This is a genomic window from Clostridium sp. 1001270J_160509_D11, from assembly GCF_015667935.1.
In the GTDB taxonomy this organism is placed as follows: Bacteria; Bacillota; Clostridia; order Peptostreptococcales; family Peptostreptococcaceae; genus Intestinibacter.
Map to the genome: position 1 here is coordinate 1 of NZ_JADPET010000005.1, position 23712 is coordinate 23712.

The 23712-nt window shown below is 31.9% G+C and carries 23 protein-coding genes, 1 tRNA gene and 1 riboswitch; all 24 genes read left to right on the forward strand.

Annotated elements, in window-relative coordinates; all coding sequences use genetic code 11:
• The first annotated feature begins 161 nt into the window (after positions 1-161).
• The 24 genes from I4U58_RS01125 to rfbB all read left to right on the forward strand — a co-directional run bounded on the left by I4U58_RS01125 (position 162) and on the right by rfbB (position 23689).
• A complete protein-coding gene (locus I4U58_RS01125; RefSeq protein WP_195929112.1) occupies positions 162-1019 on the forward strand; it encodes a tetrahydrofolate dehydrogenase/cyclohydrolase catalytic domain-containing protein in 858 nt (285 codons plus the stop codon).
• Between the two features lie 42 nt (positions 1020-1061).
• Positions 1062-1736, forward strand: coding sequence for a methylenetetrahydrofolate reductase C-terminal domain-containing protein (locus tag I4U58_RS01130; RefSeq protein ID WP_195929114.1), 675 nt, complete (start codon positions 1062-1064; stop codon positions 1734-1736).
• A 33-nt stretch (positions 1737-1769) separates the two neighbouring features.
• The gene (locus tag I4U58_RS01135) at positions 1770-2651 is read left to right on the forward strand and encodes a methylenetetrahydrofolate reductase (protein ID WP_195929116.1); all 882 of its coding nucleotides are present in this window, start codon (positions 1770-1772) and stop codon (positions 2649-2651) included.
• A gap of 238 nt (positions 2652-2889) precedes the next feature.
• The gene (gene lpdA / locus I4U58_RS01140) at positions 2890-4278 is read left to right on the forward strand and encodes a dihydrolipoyl dehydrogenase (protein ID WP_195929118.1); all 1389 of its coding nucleotides are present in this window, start codon (positions 2890-2892) and stop codon (positions 4276-4278) included.
• A gap of 78 nt (positions 4279-4356) precedes the next feature.
• Positions 4357-5127, forward strand: a complete 771-nt coding sequence (locus I4U58_RS01145) for an AAA family ATPase (RefSeq protein ID WP_195929120.1) — start codon at positions 4357-4359, stop codon at positions 5125-5127.
• A gap of 52 nt (positions 5128-5179) precedes the next feature.
• On the forward strand, positions 5180-6124 hold the full coding sequence (gene acsD / locus I4U58_RS01150; protein WP_195929122.1) for an acetyl-CoA decarbonylase/synthase complex subunit delta: 945 nt from the start codon (positions 5180-5182) through the stop codon (positions 6122-6124).
• A gap of 33 nt (positions 6125-6157) precedes the next feature.
• Entirely contained in the window at positions 6158-7513 is a 1356-nt protein-coding gene (gene acsC / locus I4U58_RS01155) for an acetyl-CoA decarbonylase/synthase complex subunit gamma (protein WP_195929124.1), read from the forward strand.
• A gap of 134 nt (positions 7514-7647) precedes the next feature.
• Entirely contained in the window at positions 7648-8460 is an 813-nt protein-coding gene (gene acsE / locus I4U58_RS01160; protein WP_195929125.1) for a carbon monoxide dehydrogenase/acetyl-CoA synthase methytransferase subunit, read from the forward strand.
• Between the two features lie 77 nt (positions 8461-8537).
• Positions 8538-10673 (forward strand): acetyl-CoA decarbonylase/synthase complex subunit alpha/beta, encoded by a 2136-nt coding sequence (gene acsB / locus I4U58_RS01165; protein ID WP_195929127.1) that lies wholly within the window; start codon positions 8538-8540, stop codon positions 10671-10673.
• 42 nt (positions 10674-10715) lie between these two features.
• The gene (gene gcvH / locus I4U58_RS01170) at positions 10716-11096 is read left to right on the forward strand and encodes a glycine cleavage system protein GcvH (protein WP_195929129.1); all 381 of its coding nucleotides are present in this window, start codon (positions 10716-10718) and stop codon (positions 11094-11096) included.
• 106 nt (positions 11097-11202) lie between these two features.
• Positions 11203-11378: riboswitch (cobalamin riboswitch) on the forward strand.
• Between the two features lie 421 nt (positions 11379-11799).
• A complete protein-coding gene (gene acsV / locus I4U58_RS01175) occupies positions 11800-13731 on the forward strand; it encodes a corrinoid activation/regeneration protein AcsV (protein WP_195929131.1) in 1932 nt (643 codons plus the stop codon).
• 206 nt (positions 13732-13937) lie between these two features.
• Positions 13938-14129 (forward strand): CooT family nickel-binding protein, encoded by a 192-nt coding sequence (locus I4U58_RS01180; protein ID WP_195929133.1) that lies wholly within the window; start codon positions 13938-13940, stop codon positions 14127-14129.
• A gap of 48 nt (positions 14130-14177) precedes the next feature.
• Positions 14178-14594 (forward strand): DUF3842 family protein, encoded by a 417-nt coding sequence (locus tag I4U58_RS01185; protein ID WP_195929135.1) that lies wholly within the window; start codon positions 14178-14180, stop codon positions 14592-14594.
• A gap of 15 nt (positions 14595-14609) precedes the next feature.
• The gene (locus I4U58_RS14210; RefSeq protein ID WP_195929137.1) at positions 14610-15077 is read left to right on the forward strand and encodes a zinc transporter; all 468 of its coding nucleotides are present in this window, start codon (positions 14610-14612) and stop codon (positions 15075-15077) included.
• 70 nt (positions 15078-15147) lie between these two features.
• Complete coding sequence (gene hisJ / locus I4U58_RS01195; protein WP_347708155.1) at positions 15148-15963, forward strand: histidinol-phosphatase HisJ; 816 nt, start codon at positions 15148-15150, stop codon at positions 15961-15963.
• A 182-nt stretch (positions 15964-16145) separates the two neighbouring features.
• A tRNA-Ser gene (locus I4U58_RS01200) sits at positions 16146-16237 on the forward strand.
• A 237-nt stretch (positions 16238-16474) separates the two neighbouring features.
• A complete protein-coding gene (locus I4U58_RS01205) occupies positions 16475-17149 on the forward strand; it encodes a Wzz/FepE/Etk N-terminal domain-containing protein (RefSeq protein ID WP_195929139.1) in 675 nt (224 codons plus the stop codon).
• A 23-nt stretch (positions 17150-17172) separates the two neighbouring features.
• Complete coding sequence (locus I4U58_RS01210) at positions 17173-17871, forward strand: CpsD/CapB family tyrosine-protein kinase (RefSeq protein WP_195929141.1); 699 nt, start codon at positions 17173-17175, stop codon at positions 17869-17871.
• Positions 17872-17899: 28 nt separating this feature from the next.
• The gene (locus I4U58_RS01215; RefSeq protein WP_195929143.1) at positions 17900-18586 is read left to right on the forward strand and encodes an exopolysaccharide biosynthesis polyprenyl glycosylphosphotransferase; all 687 of its coding nucleotides are present in this window, start codon (positions 17900-17902) and stop codon (positions 18584-18586) included.
• A 13-nt stretch (positions 18587-18599) separates the two neighbouring features.
• A complete protein-coding gene (locus I4U58_RS01220) occupies positions 18600-20291 on the forward strand; it encodes a phospho-sugar mutase (protein ID WP_347708156.1) in 1692 nt (563 codons plus the stop codon).
• A gap of 12 nt (positions 20292-20303) precedes the next feature.
• Entirely contained in the window at positions 20304-21137 is an 834-nt protein-coding gene (gene rfbD / locus I4U58_RS01225; RefSeq protein ID WP_195929145.1) for a dTDP-4-dehydrorhamnose reductase, read from the forward strand.
• A 30-nt stretch (positions 21138-21167) separates the two neighbouring features.
• Positions 21168-22082 carry a glucose-1-phosphate thymidylyltransferase RfbA gene (rfbA, locus tag I4U58_RS01230; RefSeq protein WP_195929147.1) on the forward strand — a complete coding sequence of 305 codons (915 nt, stop codon included), beginning with the start codon at positions 21168-21170 and terminating at the stop codon, positions 22080-22082.
• A gap of 9 nt (positions 22083-22091) precedes the next feature.
• On the forward strand, positions 22092-22664 hold the full coding sequence (gene rfbC / locus I4U58_RS01235) for a dTDP-4-dehydrorhamnose 3,5-epimerase (protein ID WP_195929149.1): 573 nt from the start codon (positions 22092-22094) through the stop codon (positions 22662-22664).
• Between the two features lie 2 nt (positions 22665-22666).
• Entirely contained in the window at positions 22667-23689 is a 1023-nt protein-coding gene (rfbB, locus tag I4U58_RS01240) for a dTDP-glucose 4,6-dehydratase (protein WP_195929151.1), read from the forward strand.
• Positions 23690-23712: the final 23 nt, after the last annotated feature.

The window sequence follows — 23712 nt, forward strand, 5'->3', positions numbered from 1 at the left end:
TATCTATAATGAATAATTAATATATTCATTTGAATAATTTTTTAACAAAAAACTATGGTTATACACAAAACTTTATACAATATTTGCCACAGAAGTATATAATTATAGTATATAAATATACATAAACCAAATAAAATTTAGAAATTAGGGGGCGTTAAAAAATGGGACAAATAATAAAAGGTAAACCAGTTGGAGATGCGTTAAGTGACCAATTAAAAGTAGAATGCGAAGCATTAGTTAAAGAAGGAATTCAACCAAAATTAGCAATATTAAGAGTAGGTGCAAAACCTAACGACCTTTCTTATGAAAAAGGTGCTTTAAAGAAATGTGAAACTATAGGTATTCAAACAGAAGTTACTGAACTTCCAGAAGGAACAACTCAAGATGAATATATAGCAGCACTAGAAAAATTAAATAAAGATACATCAGTTAATGGTATATTAACATTTAGACCATTACCAGAAGGTATAGATGAAAATGTTATAAAAAATATTATAGCAGCAGAAAAAGACGTAGACTGTTTCAGTCCTTTAAATACAGCTAAACTTATGGAAGGTGACAAAACAGGATTTCCACCATGCACACCAACAGCAGTTGTAGAAATATTAAAACATTACAATGTGCCACTAAGTGGAGCTAATGTAGTTGTATTAGGTAGATCTATGGTAGTAGGTAAACCAGCTGCAATGTTATTATTAGCAGAAAATGCAACAGTTACAATTTGTCATTCAAGAACTAAAGATTTACCAGCTGTTTGCGCTAAAGCAGATGTTTTAGTAGCAGGTGTTGGTAGAGCTAGAATGGTTAAAGCTGACTACGTTAAAGAAGGTGCAGTAGTTATAGACGTTGGTATAAATGCTAAACCAGAAGGTGGCGGAATTTGTGGTGACGTTGATACAGATGATGTAGTAGAAAAAGCATCTATGGTAACTCCAGTTCCAGCAGGTGTTGGTTCTGTTACTACTTCAATTCTTGCTAAACATGTTATAAAAGCTTGTAAACAACAAAATAACAAATAATTTTCTATAGATTTTTAGAATTCAAATTGGGGGGAAAATCGTATGGTAATTTCTGAAAGAAAACCAATGGAAGAAATATTAGGATTTTTAAAAGGATGCGAAAAAGTAATCCTTGTTGGCTGTGGTCAATGTGCTTCAGCATGTAAAGTTGGTGGAGCTCCTGAAATAGAAGAAATGACAGCTTTATTAGAAGCTGAGGGGAAAACTGTTTTAGGTAGCGTACTGCCAGACTCTACGTGTAACTTACTTCTAAATAAAAAAGAATTAAAATCTGTTAAAGAAGAATTAAAACAAGCAGATGCTGTATTATCTCTTGCATGTGGAGATGGTACTCAAACTATAATGAAAAACACTAAAAAACAAAATATACCTGTTTATCCAGCAAACAACACTATGTTTATAGGTGAAGTTGAAAGAGTTGGTAAATTTGAAGAAGCTTGTAAAGCTTGTGGAGAATGTGAACTTGGATGGACTGGAGGTATATGCCCAGTAACTATGTGTGCTAAAGGCTTAGTAAATGGTGCTTGTGGTGGAGCTAAAAATGGTAAATGTGAAGTTAGCCCTGACAATGACTGTGCATGGGTATTAATTTACGAAAGACTTAAAGATTTAGGTCAATTAGACAACTTAAAAGAAGTTAGACCACCTAAAGATTATTCTAAACAACTTAATCCAAGACGTTTAGATGCTAATAAGAAAGCAAGCGCAGAAGCTTAAAACAAAGGTTATTATTAAAGGGGGATTTTTTAGATGAGTAAGTTAAGAGAAGCATTCGAAAAAGGTGAATTTGCAATAACAGCTGAAATGGCACCTCCAAAAGGAACTGATTTATCACATTTAGCAGAATGTGCAAAATTAGTTATTGGGAGAGTACATGCAGCTAATGTTACAGACAATCAATCTGCTGTAATGAGAACTTCATCTCTTGCTACATGTAAAATGTTAAAAGATTTAGGATTAGAGCCAGTTATACAAATGACAGGTAGAGACAGAAATAGAATTGCTATAGAAAGTGAAATGCTTTCTGCAGGATTCTTTGGAATAGATAATTTATTAGCTTTAACAGGGGACCATGTCTGTGTAGGTGACCACAAACAAGCTAAACCAGTATTTGACTTAGACGCTGTTAGTATATTATCAACAGCAACTATGATGAATAATGGTACAGATAGTACAGGATTAGAATTAAAGGGTAAAACAGACTTCTTCTTAGGAGCTTGTGTTACTCCAGAATATGATCCAATAGAAGTACAATTATTAAAAATGGAAAAGAAAATAAAAGCTGGAGCTAGATTTTTCCAAACTCAAGCCGTTTATGATATAGAACATATGAGAAAATTTAGAGAATTAACTAAAGATATGGACTGTAAAGTAATGGCTGGTATAGTTCCGCTTAAGTCACCAGGAATGGCAAGATTTATGACTGCTAATGTTCCAGGTATATTCGTTCCAGATGATCAAATCGAAAGATTAAAAGCTGCTGGTAAAGGTAATTATGTTGCAGAAGGTATAAAAATGGCAGGTGAATTTATCAGACAATTAAAAGAAGAAAATCTTTGTGATGGTGTTCACATAATGGCTATAGGTGCAGAAGAAAATGTACCACTAATATTAGACGCTGCAGGTTTATAGGATATATCTGTTTAAACAGAATAATTTTAAGGGGTATTCTCTAAAAATATTACATAGAATGTTAAAATTCTAGATAATAAGAGAAAAATCTAAAAATATTTGTAAAAATTTAACAGAAAAACAAGCTAAATGGGTCTATATTAGCTATAATATAAATAGATATATATTATATCTATATAGACCTTAATAATAAATAATAAAACTATAAAACATACAAGGTAAATGGGGGAAATAACAAATGAAAGTAGCAGTAATAGGAGGAGGCCCAGGTGGATATGTAGCCGCTCTAAAAGCAGCTATGCTTGGTGCTGAAGTAACTGTAATTGAAAAAAACAAATTAGGCGGTACTTGTTTAAATGTAGGTTGTATACCAACAAAAGCTTTATTAGCTTCTGCTGATGTTTTTAGAACTGTGAAAGAAGCTAAGAACTTCGGAATCGAAGTTGAAGGCGATGTTAAACCTAATTTTGATGCTATAATAGCAAGAAAACAAAAAGTAACAGATGAGTTAGTAGCTGGAATCCAATTTTTATTTGACAAAAGAGGAGTTAAAAAAATAGATGGATTCGCTAAATTAGTAGACAAAAATACTATAGAAGTTACTAAAGCAGATGGTACTGTAGAAACAGTTGTAGCTGATAAAATTATATTAGCTAATGGTTCTATCCCAACTGTATTCCCAGGCATGCCTTATAATGGTAAAAATGTAATAACTTCTGATGAAGTTTTAAACTTACCAAAACAACCAGAATCATTAATCATAGTAGGTGGAGGAGTTATAGGTAGTGAAATAGGACAATTCTTCGCTACAATAGGAACAAAAGTAACTATAGTTGAAATGGCCCCACAAATACTAGGAAGAATGGACTCAGAAGCAGCAAAAAGCTTAACTAGACAATTCAAAAAAGATAAAATCAAAGTTATGACAGGTGTAGGAGCAGACAACTACATTGTAAATGATGATTCAGTTAAAATAGAATTAAATAATGGAAAATCAGTAGAAGCTGAAATGGTATTACTTTGCGTAGGTAGAAGACCTAACTTAGCTAACTCAGGTGTTGAAGAAGTTGGTATAGAAATGGCACCAAGAGGATTTATAAAAGTTAATGAATACCTAGAAACAAGTGTTGAAGGTGTATACGCAATAGGGGATATAATACCAGGAGCAATGCTTGCTCACGTTGCATCTGCTGAAGGTATGGTAGCAGCTGAAAATGCTGTTAAAGGTAACAGCGAAACAGTTAACTATAAAGCTATACCAAGCTGTGTATATACTGAACCAGAAGTATCTGGTGTTGGTGTAACAGAAGACGAATTAAAAGCTAACGGTACACCATATAACGTTGGTAGATTCGAATTTAGAAGCTTAGGTAAAGCAAAAGCAATAGGTAAATTACAAGGATTTATAAAAGTAATGGCCGACGAAAATGACACTATAATAGGTGCTTCTTTAGTTGGACCTCATGTAACTGACCTATTAACAGAATTATCTTTAGCTGTAGGTTTAGGATTAAAAGCTAAAGATGTAGGTAAAGTAATACATGCTCATCCAAGTTTATCAGAAGGCTTAATGGAAGCTATACATGATATACATGGAGAATGTGTACATGCTATACCAAAAAAATAATTTGAAAACACAGAGTTTGACATAATTTGATAAAAAGCTCTGTTGTGATAACACTTAGCTTAAGGGGGATATCATAAGATGACTTATAACATTGCTGTAGCCGGCAAAGGCGGAGTTGGTAAAACTAGTCTAACAGGGCTTTTAATTGACACATTAGTAAAACAAAAAAAGGATCCAATTCTAGTAGTTGATGCAGATGCAAACTGCAATCTGTATGAAGTATTAGGAACAGAGGAGCCAGAAACAATTGGACATATTAGAGAAGTAGCTAATATGACTGAAAAAAATGGGGATTCATTTCCAGGGGGAATGACTAAAGCTCAATTCCTACAATGGCAATTAAGCATGATCTTAGAAGAAGGCGATGGATACGACATGCTAGTTATGGGTAGATCAGAAGGGGAAGGTTGCTATTGTTTCGTAAATGGAATATTAAAACAACAAGTTCAAAAAATTTCAGATCACTATAAATATGTAATCACTGATAATGAAGCAGGTATGGAACATATAAGTAGAAAACTTACAAAACATGTTGATACTCTTATATTAGTTAGTGATTGTGCAAAACGTAGTATTCAAGCTGTTGCAAGAATTAGAGATTTAGCAGAAGAAATGAATTTAAGCGTTGGAAAAATCGGCTTAATCGTTAACAAAGCTCCAAATGGAGAATTAAGTAATGGTGTTAAAGAAGAGATTGAAAAATATGGCTTAGATTTATTTGGAGTAGTTCCTTCAGATGAATTAATATATGAATATGATTCAGAAGGTATACCACTAGTAAAATTACCTGATGATTCAAAGTCTAGGGTAGCACTAGAAAAAATAATAGAAACCCTAGATTTACCTTAATTTTTAAGGGGCACACATTATAAATTAAAATAGGCTTAAGGGGGAAAAAGATATGGCATTTAAAATGTCTACTCAAAAAGTTACTGGAACAGTTAATGTAGTAGAAATAGGTACAGGAGATAAAGCTATAAAATTAGGAGGAGAACAAGTTCTACCTTTCTATAGCTTTGATGGAGAAACAGGAAATGCGCCAGTTGTTGGTGCAGAAATATCAGATATCCAACCTGAAGAATGGATAGAATGTTATTCTAAAATATATGGAGACGTTTGGGCAGATCCTGCTAAATGGGCTAAATATGTTGAAGATAACACAGAAGCAGATTTCATATGCTTAAGATTAAATGGAGCTTCTCCAGATGGAGCTGATAAATCTCCAGAAGAATGTGCAGAAGTAGCAAAAGCTGTTGCTGATGCTATAACTTTACCATTAGTAGTTGCTGGATGTGGTAACGCAGAAAAAGACGGTAAAGTCTTTGATAAAGTTTCTGCTGCATTAGAAGGAAAAAATATATTAGTAATGTCAGCTGTAGAAGAAAACTACAAAGCAGTTGGTGCTGCGGCTGGTATGGCCTATGGTCAAAAAGTTGCTGCAGAATCTGCAGTTGATATAAACTTAGCTAAACAAATGAATGTATTACTGACTCAATTAGGCGTTAAACAAGAAAATATAGTTATGAATGTTGGTTGTTCAGCAGTTGGTTATGGTTATGAATATGTTGCATCTACTATGGATAGAGTTAGATTAGCAGCTTTTAACCAAAATGATAAAGCATTACAAATACCAATAATAACTCCAGTTTCATTCGAAGTTGGTCACGTTAAAGAAGCAATAGCTACTGAAGCTGACGTACCAGAATGGGGAGATAATGAAGCTAGAACAATAGGTATGGAAGTATCTACAGCTGCAAGTGTACTTGTTGGTGGATCAAATGCAGTAATACTTCGTCATCCAGAATCAATGAAAACTATAAAAGGTTTAATAAGCGCTTTAGCGTAATAGAATTATTTGTAAGGTTAGGGGGAAATAATAATGGCATTAAAAGCATTAGATATATTTAAATTAACACCAAAGAAAAACTGTAAGGAATGTGGATTCCCAACTTGTATGGCTTTCTCTATGAAAGTTGCAAGTGGGGCTGTAGAAGTTTCTGCTTGTCCTAAAATGGCTCCAGAAGCATTAGCTAAATTAGCTGCAGCTACTGCACCTCCAATGAAAACTTTAAAAGTTGGTGCTGGAGAAAGTGAATATGAGCTAGGTGGAGAAACAGTTTTATTCAGACATGAAAAAACTTTAGTAAACAGAAATAGATTTGCTGTTAAATTCTGTGATTGCATGGATGAAGCTACAGTAGATGCTAAAATAGAAGGAATGAAAGTTGTTCATTATGAAAGAATAGGCGAAATAATGAAACCTGAATTCGCTTATGTTAAATACAATGACAATAAAGATAACTTCTTAGCTATAATCAACAAAATAAAAGATAGCGATGTTGAATGTGCATATGTATTAGAAGTTGCAGATGCAGACGTTGCTAAAGAAGCTGTTGCTGCATTAGCTGGATTAAAACCAGTAGTAATAGGAGCAAACAAAGATAACTTTGCTGCTATGGTAGATGTAGTTAAAGCTGACAGTTTAGCTTTAGGTGTACAAGGTGCTAACTTAGAAGAATTATATAAAACAGTACAAGCTATAGAAGCTGCTGATTACAAAGAATTAATAATAGATGTAACAGGAGAAACTATAAAAGATACTTATATAAATGCTGTACAAGTTAGAAGAATAGCATTAAAAGAAGGAGATAGAAGTTTTGGTTATCCATCATTCGTAAACGTAGCTAAATTAGCTAACGGAGATGCTAACTTAGAAATAGCTTTATCTTCAATATTTACTATTAAATACGGAACTATATTAGCTGTAGAAGATATGACTTATGCTAAAGCATTACCACTATATGCATTAAGACAAAATATCTTCACTGACCCTCAAAAACCAATGAGAGTAGAAGCTAAAGTTTATCCATTAAATAACCCAGACAAAAATTCTCCAGTATTATGTTCAGTTGACTTCGCGTTAACATACTTCACAATTACTGGTGATATAGAAGCATCTAAAGTACCTTGCTGGTTAATGATACCAGATGCTGGTGGATATTCAGTTCTTACAGCTTGGTCTGCAGGTAAATTCGGTGGATCTGTTATAGGTGCATTTGCTAAAGAATGTAATATAGAACAATATACTGATTGCAGAGATATAGTTATACCAGGTAAATTAGCAGTTATAAAACCTGACGTAGCTGATAATATGCCAGGATGGAATGTAATCATAGGGCCATTAGAATCTATGGAACTTCCAAAATTCTTAAAAGAATATGCTGCTAATCACTAATATATATTAGTAATGAGTTGAATAATTAATATAAAAAAGCTTATTAAATTTAAACATTAATAATTATAGATAGAGACTTGAGGTTTTCCTTAAGCCTCTAAGATAATATAAAAATTCTAAGGGGGATATTAAGTATGGAAAAATTTATGATCATAGGGGAAAGAATACACTGTATAGCACCACCAATAAGAAAAGCTATAGCAGAAAGAGATCCTGAACCAATATTAAAAAGAGCAATAGAACAATTAGATGCAGGAGCTCATGTTATAGACTTCAACATAGGGCCAGCTGAAAGAGATGGAGCTGAAATAATGACTTGGGGTGTTCAATTATTACAATCTGAATTAAATAATGTACCTCTTGCATTAGATACAGCAAATGTCGCTGCATTAGAAGCTGGACTTAAAGTTTATGATAGAACTCATGGTAAACCAATTATAAACTCTGCAGATGCAGGTGGAAGAAAACACTTAATGGAATTAGCAGGTGAATATGATGCAGCTATAATAGCATTATGTGCTAAAGAAGGTATTCCAGCTGATAATGATCAACGTATGGGATATTGTACTGAATTAATTGAAGCTGCTGCTATGGCCGGTATAGACCCAGAAACAGATGTTTATTTTGACCCACTTTGCTTAGTTATAAAAGGTATGCAAGATAAACAAATGGATGTTTTAGATGCTATCAGACAAATGACTGAAATGGGATTAAAAACTACTGGTGGTTTATCAAATGTATCTAATGGTTGTCCAAAACATATAAGACCAATATTAGATAGTAACTGGTTAGCAATGGCAATGGCTAACGGATTTTCTTCAGCAATAGTTAACCCATTAGATGAGTTATTAATGCAAACTATGAAATCTTGCGATATTATAAGAAATGCTTCTTTATACGCTGATTCATACTTAGAAGTTAAAGAATTAGGATTTGAATACAAATAAAAACTATAAATAAATAAAACTCTCGGTCAAGCTTTATAAAAGCTTGACTTGTGAATATATTTAAAGGGGGAAGTAGAGTGAATTTATATAACATAATTTATACAGGTGCTAATCAAGCATATGATGCTGCAAGCCAAGCTTTAACAGCTGTAGTAGCAGAAAAAGGTAAAGACCATCCAGTAGCATTCCCAGATACTGCATATGCAATCCCATGTATATATGCTGCAACTGGATTAAAAGCTACAACTTTAGCAGATTTAGAAACAGCTTTAGGTGTTGCTAAATCATTAATAGTAGAAAAACCATTATTAGAAACTGCTTTAAATGCAGGTTTAGCTACTGCAGTTTGTGCAGAAATAATAGAAGCTATAAAATACGTAAATAGTGATGCTCCATACGAAGCTCCTTGTGCAGGACATATAGTTGACCCTATAATAAGATCTCTAGGTGTTCCACTTGTTACAGGAGATATACCTGGTGTTGCAGTTGTTCTTGGTGAATGCCCAGATTCTGAAACATTAGGAAAAATAGTTAAAAAATATCAAGCTGCTGGTATCATGACTTTCTTAGTTGGTAAAGTTATAGACCAAGCTATAGAAGCAGACGTTAAAATGGGTGTAGACCTACGTGTTATCGCTTTAGGATATGATGTAACTTCAGTTATCCACGTTGTTTCTGTTGCTATAAGAGCTGCTTTAATATTCGGTGCTGTTAAACCAGGTGACTTAAATGCATTATTAGCATATACAGCAGAAAGAGTTCCTGCATTTGTTAATGCATTCGGACCACTTAGTGAATTAATAGTTGCTTGCGGTGCTGGTGCAATCGCCCTTGGATTCCCAGTAATAACTGACCAAGTTGTTACAGAAGTTCCATGTAACTTATTAACTCAAAGAGATTATGATAAATTTGTTGATACTTCATTAGAAGCTAGACATATAAAAATAAAAATAACTGAAATACCAATTCCAGTTGGATTTGCAGCTTCATTCGAAGGTGAAAGAATCAGAAAAGCTGAAATGGCTTACGAATTTGGTGGAAACAAAACTACTGCTTGGGAATTAGTTAAATCATATGATTTAGGTGAAGTAGAAGACCATAAAATAGAAGTAATAGGACCTGAAATAGATCCAGAAGCTGCTAAAGATGGTGTTGTAAGATTACCACTTGCAATAATCGTTCAAGTTGCTGGTAGAGCAATGCAAGATGACTTCGAACCAGTTCTAGAAAGAAGATTCCACTACTTTATGAACTATACTGAAGGTTTAATGCACGTTGGACAAAGAGACCAAGCTTGGGTAAGAATATCTAAAGACGACGTTGCAAAAGGATTCCAATTAAAACACATAGGTGAAGTTATGTACGCTATGATGAAAGACGAATTCGATGCAGTTGTAGATAAATGTGCTATAACAATAATAACTGATGAAAAAGTAGTTGAAGAAAGAAAACATGAAGCTATAGAAAGATATAATGCTAGAGATGACAGATTAGAACAATTAACTGACGAAGCAGTTGATGATTTCTATTCTTGCAACATGTGCCAAGCATTCGCTCCAGCACACGTTTGTATAGTAACTCCAGAAAGACTTGGATTATGTGGTGCAGTTTCTTGGTTAGATGCTAAAGCTACTAAAGAACTTAACCCAACAGGACCATGTCAACCAATAGAAAAAGGTCCATGTCTAGATGAAAAGAAAGGTATCTGGCAATCAATGTCTGATGCAGTTTGTGAAATATCTCAAGGTGCAGTAGAAAATGTAACATTATACTCTATAATGGAAGACCCTATGACTTCTTGTGGATGTTTCGAATGTATATGCGGTATAATGCCTGAAGCTAATGGATTAGTTATAGTAAACAGAGAATATGCTGGTACTACTCCAGTTGGTATGACATTTGGTGAATTAGCATCTATGACAGGTGGTGGAGTTCAAACTCCAGGATTCATGGGTCATGGTAGACATTTCATATCTTCTAAAAAATTCGCATATACTGAAGGTGGACCAGAAAGAATAGTATGGATGCCTAAAGAATTAAAAGATGCTGTTGGAGAAAAATTAAATAAAACAGTTAAAGAAATGGCTGGTATAGATAACTTTACTGACTATATCTGTGACGAAACAATAGCAGTTGATTCTGAAGAAGTTTGTGCTTTCTTAGCAGAAAAAGGACACCCAGCATTAGAAATGGGTTTCATAATGGGAGAATAATTTTCCAGAAATTAAGAAAATACGATTAGGGGGAAAATAAAAATGGAAATACTAAACGATAGAAAATACAGTCCAAAACATACTTGGGCAAAATTAGATGGAGAATATGCTTATATAGGAGTAACTGACTTTGCTCAAGATCAACTTGGTGAAGTTCTATACGTAGACGTACCAGAAGTTGAAGATGAATTAACTAAAGACTCTGATTTTGGAGTAATAGAATCTTCAAAAGTTGCTTCTGAATTAATAGCACCTATATCTGGTGAAGTTGTAGAAGTAAATGATGAAAAATTAGAAGACGAACCAGAATTCGTTAATGAAGCTCCATATGATGCTTGGATTTGTAAAATAAAAGTAGCTGATATGGCTGAATATGAAGCATTATTAACAGCTGAACAATACGAAGCTACTTTAGCTGAATAGTATTTGAACCCGCTTATTTCAGATTAAAATAAAAGTATAGTGAAGGTGAGTAAATTCACTTTTACTATACTTTTTTAAAAAAGATAGGGGATAATTATATCTGATAAAATTTAATATAAATTTAGGTTTTCTTAATCGAAATTAATAGGGAAAAAGGTGAGAATCCTTTACAGTTCCCGCTACTGTAATATAGACGAAACCAAAAGGCCACTGTATTTTACGGGAAGGCCGGAAGTAGGATGAAATTAAGTCAGGAGACCTGCCTAAATTAAACGTGATTTACCTCGGGAGATAGGATAACTTCACAACATTATTTAGGTTAGGTTCAAATTAAAAAATACTATAAATAAGATAAATTTAAGTATTTTTAGAACTTAATATAAATATGTTTGAATTAAAAAGTCTTCATGGAGAAGGCTTTTTTTAATTTCCAACATATTAACTTAAGCAACGGACGAAGTCGTTGGCGTCATGAACGTAGTGAATTTTAACTTAAGCAACGGACGAAGTCGTTGGCGCCATGAACGTAGTGAATTTTAACTTAAGCAACGGACGAAGTCGTTGGCGCCATGAACGAAGCGAATTTTTAATTTTGGGAATGACTAAATTTGGTAAAATAATAACGATGTTTTTAACTTATTATATGTCGAATATGATAAAATAATAGTAAGAGTTTATTTATAATTTTGGGGGAGGATAAATTATGGCGAAAGTTGTTTTTAGACCATCAGGCAAAACAATAGAATGTGAGATAGGGGATAACTTATTAGAAGTTGCAAGAAGAGCAGATGTTTATATAGAAGCTCCATGTAATGGTAGTAAAAGTTGTGGAAAATGTAAGGTAAAATTATTAACAGGGGAAGTTAATCAAGAAGTATCATCTCACTTAAGTGATGAAGATAGAGAAAATGGATTTATCTTAGCATGCTGCACAACAATAATATCAGATATAGAAGTTCTTACAAACTCTTCTTTAGATATGGCTATGAGAGGAATGAAAGTTGAAGGCGGAGATAAAGCTAAGGACAAAGTATTATTTGATAAAGCTGTAGAAATAGCAGAAAAACACAACATAACTTTAGAAAATAATATAAAGAAAACTTGTATAACTCTTGATGAACCAACATTAGACGACAATATAAGTGATGTTGATAGATTAGAAAGGCATATAAGTATGAACTTCGGTGGAAAACAAATGACATACGACATAGAAGTTCTAAAGAAAATGCCAAAAGCATTTAGAAAAAATAACTTTGAAATAACTATTACATATAGAGATTTTGACGATAGATTAGAAATAATAGATGTTGAACCAGGAAATACAGAAGGTGAATTATATGGTTTAGCAATAGATATAGGTACTACTTCTGTTGTTGTATGTTTAGTAAACTTAATCACAAATGAAGTAGTAGAAAAAGGTGCATCAGGAAATGGACAACTTCAATTTGGTGCAGACGTTATAAACAGAATAGTTTATGCAATAAAGAAAAACAACATAGAAAAAGCTAAAGCAGCTGTAGTTGATGATACTTTAAATATGTTGATAAACGAATTAGTAAAATCATCAGGTGTTAAAAGAAATAATATAGTAAGCGTTGTTGCATCAGGAAATACAACAATGTCTACTTTATTCTTAGGAATATTCCCTGATTATTTAAGATTAGAACCATTCATCCCACCATTTTTTAAATCACCAAAATTAAATGCAAAAGAAGTTGGGTTAGATATAAATCCAAGTGCAAGTGTTTATTTATCACCAAATGTAGCTAGTTATGTTGGTGGAGATATCACATCAGGTGTACTTGCGTCTGGTATTTGGGCTAATGAAGAAAATGTTCTATTTATAGACTTAGGGACTAATGGTGAAATAGTATTTGGTAACCAAGATTTTATGATGAGTTGTGCATGCTCAGCAGGTCCAGCATTTGAAGGTGGAGGAATTAGTTGTGGTATGAGAGCATCTGCAGGAGCAGTAGATGGTGTAGATATAGACCCAGAAACTCTAGTTCCAAAATTAAATACTATAGATAATGAACCAGCTATTGGTATATGCGGTTCTGGTATAATCGATTTAATTTGTGAAATGCTTAAGAAAAAAGTAATCGACAGAAGAGGAAAAATACACAGAGATTTAAATAATGAAAGAATAAGATTTGATGAAAATGATATTGGTGAATACGTACTAGCATTTGCTAAAGATAATGAGCATCTACAAGATGATTTATTTATAACAGAAGTAGATATAGATAACTTTATAAGAACTAAAGGTGCTATATATTCTGGAGCAGCAACATTAGTAGAAAGTTTAGGTATGGATTTTGACTGTGTAGATAAAGTTTATATAGCAGGTGGTATAGGAAACCACTTAAATATTGAAAACTCAGTATTTATAGGATTACTTCCAGATATCGATAGAGATAAGTTCCAATACATAGGAAACAGTTCACTTATAGGATCTTACTTAACATTATTAAGTGATGAAGCTAAAGCTAAATTGGAAGAAATATCAGATGTAATGACATATGTTGAACTAAGCGTATACCCAACATATATGGATGAATTTATATCTTGTTGTTTCTTACCTCATACAAATATAGATGCTTTCCCAAGTGTAAAAGCTATATTAGAAGGGTAATTTAGTGATAACAAAATAGAATTGAAATAAAATACAATATTTGGATATTGTGTTTGACTTTGGATAAATAACAGTGCTATACTTAAGGTATATGAATATTGTGTAACGAAATCATGAAGGTTTCTATAAGTATAGCAGTACTATAGAAATCTTTTTTGATTTTTTTTAGAAATCGCTTTAAAGTATTTATAGGAGGGTGATTTAAAATGTGTGAATCTTCAGCATTTGTATTAGGGAAAAATAATGAATTAACAAGAGTTATGGAAAACGTAGTTAACGTAAATCCTGTTAATGGAAAGGTATATCTAACTGATTTATTGGGAGAAGAAAAAATATTAGATGGATATATAAAAGAAATAAAATTAATGGATCATAAAATCATATTAGCTCAAGATTAATAATATAATATTATCTTAGCTTAAAAAAGATTAGATGAGGTATAGCACATGGTAATAGCAGTAATAGATGGAATGGGTGGGGGAATAGGAGCCCAAATAATATTATCTTTAAGAGAAGAATTACCAACATATATTGATATATATGCTTTAGGCACAAATTCAATTGCAACTAGTGCAATGATGAAATCCCATGCCAATAAAGGAGCAACAGGGGAAAATGCTATAGTAGTATCATCCAAAAAGGCAAGCGTAATAGTTGCACCAATCGCAGTAACAATGCCTAATACTATGATGGGTGAAGTTACTAGTAAAATTAGTGAAGCTATATGTGATAGTGAAGCTCTAAAAATATTACTACCTATAATGCCAGAGAATTTTTCTTTAGTAGGGGTAGAAAATAAACCACTATCTTTATTAATAAAAGATACAATAAAAGTCATAAAGAAAGAATTTAATATAAAGTAATTGGAGGACAAAGAAATGATATTTAACAGAGACATAATAAGACAACATCATGGAGATAACTGTGGATGTGGAGGACATGACCACGGGCATTCACACGGACACGAAGCAGCTCACAGTCATGGGGATGACTGCGGATGCGGGCATGACCACGGACATAGCCACGAAGAAGAACATGCACATGCACACGGAGACGATTGTGGATGCGGACATGACCATGATGATCACGGACATAGCCATGGAGATGACTGCGGGTGCGGTGGACATGACCACGCAACAGTAGTAGAAAATAAAGACGAAAAAACTTTAAATATACTATTAGTTCATTGGGTAAACCACAACCAATCTCACGAAGAATCATTCCAAGAATGGGTAGAAAAAGCTAAAGCTATGGGTAAAACAGAAACAGCTACTTGCATAGAAAAAGCTATAGAATATATGAATAAAGCTAACGAAATGTTAATGGAAGCTAAGAAAAGTATGTAATTGAGCATAAGAAGTAATACAATGTATTTGTATTACTTCTTTTTTATGTTCAAAATATAGGGGGGAGAAAATGAACAAATCACCACATAAATATCTGAAAGATGGGCATATACATACACCATACTGTCCCCATGGGACAGATGATTCATTTGAAGAATACGTACAAAAAGCTATACAAGTTGGGCTGGATGAAATATCATTCACAGAACACTTTCCACTACCAGAAGGATTTGAAGACCCAGCTCCAGCAAAAGATAGCTCTATAGAAGCAGATAAAATGGAAAGCTATATAAATGATGTAAAAAAAATAAAAGAAAAATATAAAGACCAAATAAAAATCAACATCGGCGCAGAAGTAGATTATATAGAAGGGTTTGAAGAAGAAATAAAAAACAACTTAAATAAATACGGTGAGTATTTGGAAGATAGCATTTTATCTGTGCATATGATAAAAATAGAAGACAAGTATTATTGTATGGATTTTAGTTGTGAGGAATTTGAAAAAATAGTAAACTTGCTCGGTTCAGTAGAATCAGTATATAATCTTTACTATGAAACACTTATAAAAGCTATTAATTCGGACTTAGGAAAATATAAACCTAAAAGAATAGGACATCTAAACTTAGTAAGAAAATACAATAAGAAGTTTCCATATGATTATTCAAATAATAAAAAATTAAAAGAATTAGTAAAACTAATATCAGATAGAGGATATGAACTCGATTATAACATAGCAGGATTATTTAAAGAAGATTGTGGCGAAACTTATATAAGTGGATATCTCGCAGAATTGATTAAACAATATAATATAAAATTAGTTTTAGGTTCAGACTCACATAGTGCAAAGTATATAGATAAATATGAAAAACTTAATGAACAAATCTAATAGATTTTGCATATCTTAAATATGAATTAGTTTTGATTCAAATGCTTCTCTGGATGCTGCTTAGGGGAGAGGGCCGTTCAGAGAGGCAAGATTTATTTTTTGAAAGAATTAAAATAATAAATAAAATAAAAATAAATTATTGACTACTGTAAAAAAATAGTATATACTGTGTATATAGAAATGGAGAAGTACTCAAGTGGCTCAAGAGGATCCCCTGCTAAGGGATTAGGCTGGGTTAACCGGTGCGAGGGTTCGAATCCCTCCTTCTCCGCCAGTAAGCTCTGATGATTTCATCAGAGCTTTTTTTGTATTTTATTTATAAAGTATTAAAATTCAGAATTTATCCACTAAATCTTAATATTAAAAAAACAAATAAAAAAAATAAAAGATAATGAAATTTATTCTATACAATTCTGATAAAAAATATTATAATATTCTTTGTCGGAAAAAATTAGAATAATATGCATTATTTATAAATAATGTGTAAATATAAAATCGGGGAGGGAAAAAATTGGAGGAAGAAGTAATAGACTTAAGGGAGTATCTTTCTATTATTAAGAAAAAATGGTTTATAATAGCGATATTATGCGCTGTATGTGTAGCAGCAAGCGCAGTATACAGTTTCTTTATCGCAAAACCAGTATACCAAGCAGAGACAACATTAATTGTAAAGACTGAGAAAACAGAGGGGACAAATACAGTAACAAGTGATCAAATTAAAACGACTCAACAATTAGCTGTAACATATGGGGAAATAATAAAATCAAGAAAAGTTTTAGACGATGTTATAAAAAACTTAGATTTAGATGAATCATATAGTCAATTATCTGGGAAAATATCTGTTTCAACAGTTTCAGACACACAGATAATAAAAGTATCAGTTCAAGATACAAATAAGTCTAATGCAGCAAAAATAGCAAATGAAATACCAAAAGTATTTGCTAAGGAAGCTATCAGAATAGCTGATGCAAACGGTGTAGAAGTTATAGACAAAGCTCAAACACCAGTAAATCCAGTTTCACCAAATAAAAAGATGAACATCTTAATAGCAGGTGTGCTAGGTGTAATGATAGGATTATTTATTATATTTATAATAGAATTCCTAAATACAAAAATAAAAACACCGCAAGATATAGAAAAGGAATTGGGACTTCCTTTACTAGGTGTAATACCAGAAGAATTATAAAAATAAATACATAGGGAGATAATATGGGAAAAATAACGAGTTTAGAAAAACCACAATCAAACATATCAGAAGCATATCGAACTATAAGAACGGGGATAGAATTCTCTAATTTAGATAAAAATTTAAAAGTAATTTGTGTAACAAGCTCTAAAAAAGATGAGGGAAAAACAACTGTTTTATGCAATTTAGGAGTAAACTTTGCAAAAATAGACAAAAAAGTTCTTTTAATAGATGGAGATTTGAGAAATCCAACAGTTAACAAATTATTTGATACAAAAAATGCACAAGGTCTAATGGATATATTATTAGGACGAAAAAATATTGAAGAATGTATAAAGAAAACTACACAGGAAAACTTATACGTTTTAACAGGAGGAACAATACCTCCAAATCCTGCAGAAGTTTTATCTTCAAAAAAAATGAGCCAGTTTATAGAATCTATAAAAGATGACTATGATTATATATTTATAGATACTCCACCAGTTGGGATAGTGAGTGATGCATCTATAATATCTTCATATTCAGATGGAGTTATATTTGTAGTAGGCTCTGAAGAAGTAGATTCAAATTTAGCAAAAGTGGCAAAAGAAAGACTAGATAGTGTAAATTCAAATATATTAGGCGTTATTCTTAATAAATATAAAACTGAGACAAATAGCGAATATTATAATTATTACTATCATAGCCAAGAAGAAAAGAAAAAGAAGAGAAAAAGAAAATAATTTTTGTTTATAGAGAGGGGGAGTATTAATGGAAAAAACAATCTCTAAAAACAAAAATACAGATTTAACTGATGGTATTAACTTAAATGAGATTTTAGAGAGGGAATCAAATTTATATCTTTTTATAAAAAGAAGCATAGATATCATATGCTCTTTAGCTGGGATAATAGTATTATCACCAATATTTTTAATAGTAGCCATCCTTATAAAAATAGAAGATCCAAAGGGACGTATATTTTTCTGTCAGGAGAGAAATGGCCAACATCCAAAAACTTTTAAAATGTATAAGTTTAGAAGTATGGTTCACAATGCCGAAGAATTACTAAAACATTTACAAGAACAAAATGAACAAACAGGTCCAGCATTTAAGATGACTGATGACCCTAGGATAACAAAGGTAGGAAAATTTATAAGAAAGACTAGCTTAGATGAATTACCGCAATTATTTAATGTTTTAAAAGGAGATATGAGCTTAGTCGGACCGAGACCACCAATTCCTAGAGAAGTTGAGCAATATAATTCATACCAAAAACAAAGACTTCTTGTAAAGCCAGGTCTTACTTGTATATGGCAAGTCAGCGGAAGAAATAATATCGGTTTTGATGAATGGGTAGAGATGGATTTAGAATATATAAAAAATAGAAATTTATTATTAGATATAAAATTGATTTTAAAGACAGTAAAAGTACTGTTTGGAGACAGTAATGCATCTTAGGGAGTGTAAGTAAGTGAGGGAATATATAAAAAATTATAATGAATGGATGAATAATCCATATTTTGATGATGAAACAAAACAAGAACTAAAAGCAATTCAAAATGACGAAAAAGAAATAGAAGATAGATTTTACAAGGAATTAGAATTTGGAACTGGAGGACTTAGAGGAGTTATTGGTTATGGAACTAATAGAATCAACAAGTACACAGTGAGAAAAGCAACTTTTGGACTTTGTAATTATATCTTAAAAAAATGCAAAGAAGACGGTCAGAAAAGAGGCGTAGTAATAGCCTATGACAGCAGACACAAATCAAAAGAATTTTGCATAGAAGCGGCAAAGACATTAGCAGCTTGTGGAATAAAAGCTTATATATATGACAGCTTGAGAAGCACACCGCAATTATCATTTTCCGTAAGATACTTAAATTGTGTAGCAGGTATAGTAATAACTGCGAGTCACAATCCACCAGAATATAATGGATACAAAGTTTATTGGTCAGATGGAGGACAAGTTTGTCCAGATGTTGCAAATGAAATAATATCAGAAGTAAATAAAATAGATGATTACAGCAAGATACCAACTACTAAACTTGGCGATAATTTAATCCAAGTATTAAATAAAGACATAGACAAAGCATTTATAAATGAAGTAAAAAAACAAATTATAAACCAAGATGTAATAGATAGAGTTGGAGATAAAATAAAAATAATTTATACACCTATACATGGAACAGGGAATATCCCAGTAAGAGAAGTTCTAAAACAATCAGGATTTAAAAATGTAGAGGTAGTAAAAGAACAAGAATTACCAGATAGTAATTTTTCTACAGTTGAATATCCAAATCCAGAAGAAAAAGCAGTATTTGAAATAGCTATAGAAATGGCTAAAAACTCAGGTGCTGATATCATAATGGGAACAGACCCAGACTGTGATAGAGTTGGAGTTGTAGTAAAAAACAACGAAGGAGAATATGTAGTACTTAATGGTAATCAAGTAGGTTCATTATTAGTGGAGTATGTAATTAGTAGCAATAAGGAAAATATATCAAACCAAGTAAATCCTACAATAATAAAAACAATAGTTACATCAGAATTAGGAGCTAAAATAGCAAAAGAAAATGGTGTTGACTGTATAGATACATTAACAGGATTTAAATTCATTGGTGAAAAAATAAATCAATTTGAACAAAATAAAGATAGAACATTTGTAATGGGTTATGAAGAAAGTTACGGATACTTAGTAGGAACTCATGCAAGAGATAAAGATGGAGTAGTATCGGCACTTTTAATATCTGAGATGGCAGCCTATTACTACGACAAAGGAATGACTTTATACGAAGGGCTTCAAGAAGTATATAAAAAGTACGGATATTATAAAGAAGAATTAAAATCGATAACTTTAAAAGGAATTGATGGCATGAAACAAATTCAAAATATTATGAATAGTTTCAGAACTTCAGATATAGATGAAATAGCGAATATAAAAGTTAGTGAGGTTAGAGATTATAAAGAAGGAATAAATGACCTTCCAAAATCAGATGTTCTTAAGTTTGTTTTAGAAGATGGAAGTTGGATAGCTGTTAGACCATCGGGAACAGAGCCAAAGATTAAGTTCTATTTTGGATGTAATGGAGATAATCAAGAGATTGTTGATGAGAAATTGGATAGGATAATAGAAGATATAACAAATAGAGTTAATAAATAGGGGAGAATTTAGATGAAAATTATAATAACTGGTGCACAGGGTCAGTTAGGGCAAGAATTAGTAAAACAACTTGATAAAAAATATGAATATGATGTTATAAAAACAGATAGAGATACTCTGGATATTACAAATATAGAAAATGTAAATACATTTACATTAGATCAAAATCCAGATGTAGTTATAAACTGTGCAGCACATACAGCAGTAGATTTATGTGAAACTGATATGGAAAATGCATATAAAATAAATGCAGTAGGACCTAGAAATTTAGCTATAGCATGTGAAAAAGTCGGTGCTAAACTAGTACAAGTATCTACTGATTATATATTCGACGGAAATGGAACTAGACCATATAGAGAAGATGATATAACTTGTCCAAATTCAGTATACGGAACAAGTAAATTAATGGGTGAAAACTTTGTAAGAGAATTTTGCTCTAAATATTTTATAGTTAGAACAGCATGGTTATATGGTGAAGGAAATAATTTTGTAAGAACAATGCTAAAATTATCAGAAACTAATAGCGAACTTAATGTAGTAAATGATCAGATAGGAAGTCCTACAAGTACAGTTGATTTAGCAAAAGCAATAATCGATTTAATACATACAGAACATTATGGAATTTATCACGGAACATGTGAAGGACAATGTAGTTGGTATGATTTTGCTAAAAAAATATTTGAAATAAAAAATATAGATATAAAAGTAAATCCAGTAACAAGTGATGAATTTAAAAGACCAGCGCCAAGACCTAAGTATTCAGTACTTGATAACTTTATGCTTAAACTAGTCGGATTAAATTCATTTAGAAAATGGGAAGATTCATTAGAAGAATATTTAAAGTAAAAGAAGTAAATTATTTGAGGGAGGATTTTTATGAAAGGAATTATATTAGCTGGAGGTTCTGGAACAAGACTTTATCCAATAACACAGTCTGTATCAAAACAAGCATTACCTATATATGACAAACCAATGATATATTATCCAATGTCAGTACTTATGCTCGCAGGAATAAAAGATATATTAATAATATCAACACCTAGAGACTTACCAATGTTCAAAGAATTATTTGGTAATGGAAATCATTTAGGACTTAATATAGAATATGCAGTGCAAGAGCAACCAAATGGATTAGCGGAAGCATTTATAATAGGTGAAGACTTTATTGGAGATGATAAAGTAGCTTTAGTACTTGGAGATAATATATTCTATGGATATGGATTTAGTGAGAGATTACAAAATGCTGTAGAAAGAGATGAAGCTACTATATTTGGATATCATGTAGTTGATCCTCAGGCATTTGGAGTAGTTGAGTTTGACAAAGACTTTAATGTAATTTCAATAGAAGAAAAGCCAGAAGAACCTAAATCAAACTATGCAGTACCAGGTTTATACTTCTATGATAATGATGTAGTAGAAATAGCTAAAAGTGTTGAACCATCAGAAAGAGGAGAACTAGAGATAACTGCGGTAAATAATGAATACTTAAGAAGAGGAAAACTTAAAGTAGAACTATTTGGTAGAGGGATGGCTTGGTTAGATACAGGTACTCATAAAGGATTATTAGAAGCATCTAATTATGTAGAAGCTGTTCAAACTAGACAAGGTTTATATATAGCTTGTTTAGAAGAAATTGCTTATAGAAAAGGTTATATAGATAAAGAACAACTATTAGATTTAGCTAAACCATTAATGAAAACGGAATATGGTAGATATTTAGTTAAAATAGCTGATGAAGATATAAATGACAATCAAAATATTTATGAAGAAAGATTGCTTAAATTAGTATAGGGAGAAAATATGGGAAATTTTAATTTTATAGAAACTAAGATAAAAGACTTATATATAATTGAGCCTAAAGTATTCGGAGATGATAGAGGATACTTTATGGAAACTTACAATAAAAAAGCATTTGAGGAAGCTGGTCTTGATATGGTATTTGTTCAAGATAATGAATCTAAATCTAAAAAAGGTGTTCTTAGAGGAATGCATTTTCAAACTAAATTTACTCAAGGTAAATTAGTAAGATGTACACAAGGAGAAGTTTATGATGTTGCTGTAGATTTAAGAAAAGGGTCACCTACTTATGGACAATGGGAAGGGGTTCTTCTTTCAGCAGAAAATAAAAGACAATTTTATGTACCAGAAGGATTTGCTCATGGATTTTTAGTTTTATCAGATGAAGCAGTATTCAATTATAAATGTACTAATTTATATGCACCAGAATATGATGGTGGGCTTTTATGGAATGATCCAGAAGTGGGAATAGAATGGCCACTTGATGGAATAGATGAAATAATATTATCTGAAAAAGACAAAAAGCAACCAACTTTAAAAGAATTAGACTTACCGTTTGAATATAAAGGAGAGTAACAATGAAGAAGATATTAGTTACAGGTGGAGCAGGTTTCATCGGTGGAAACTTTGTCCACTACATGGTGAATAAATACCCAGAATATATGATAGTAAATTTAGATGCACTAACTTATGCAGGAAACTTAGAAACTTTAAAAACAGTTGAAGATAAGCCTAATTACAAATTTGTAAAAGGTGATATAGCTGATAGAGAATTTATATTTGACTTATTTAAAAAAGAAAAATTTGATATAGTTGTAAACTTTGCAGCTGAATCTCATGTCGATAGATCTGTAGAAGATCCAGGAATATTTGTAAAAACAAACGTAATAGGAACACAAGTATTATTAGATGCTTCTAAAGAATTTGGTGTAGAGAGATATCACCAAGTATCTACAGATGAAGTATATGGTGACTTACCATTAGATAGAAAGGATTTATTCTTTACAGAATCTACTCCTTTAAATCCATCTTCACCATATTCAGCATCAAAAGCAAGTGCAGATTTCTTAGTACATGCTTACCAAAGAACTTTTGGACTACCAGCTACAATATCTAGATGTTCAAATAACTATGGTCCATACCACTTCCCAGAGAAGTTAATACCTTTAATGATATCTAGAGCTTTAGCTGATGAAAGACTTCCAGTATATGGAAAAGGAGAAAATGTAAGAGACTGGTTACACGTAGAAGACCACTGTTCTGCAATAGATTTAATAATACACAAAGGTAAAGTTGGAGAAGTTTACAATGTAGGTGGACACAACGAAAGAACTAACTTAGAAGTTGTAAAAACTATACTTAAAGCTTTAGATAAACCAGAAAGCTTAATAACTTATGTAAAAGATAGACCAGGACATGATTTAAGATATGCTATAGATCCTGAAAAATTAGAAAATGAATTAGGATGGAAACCTAAGTATAATTTTGATACTGGTATAGCTATGACTATTAAATGGTATTTAGAGAATGAAGACTGGTGGAAAAATATAATATCAGGTGAATATGCTGATTATTATGAAAAAATGTATTCAAATAAATAAAAAGAGTTTAATATGCTAGTCTA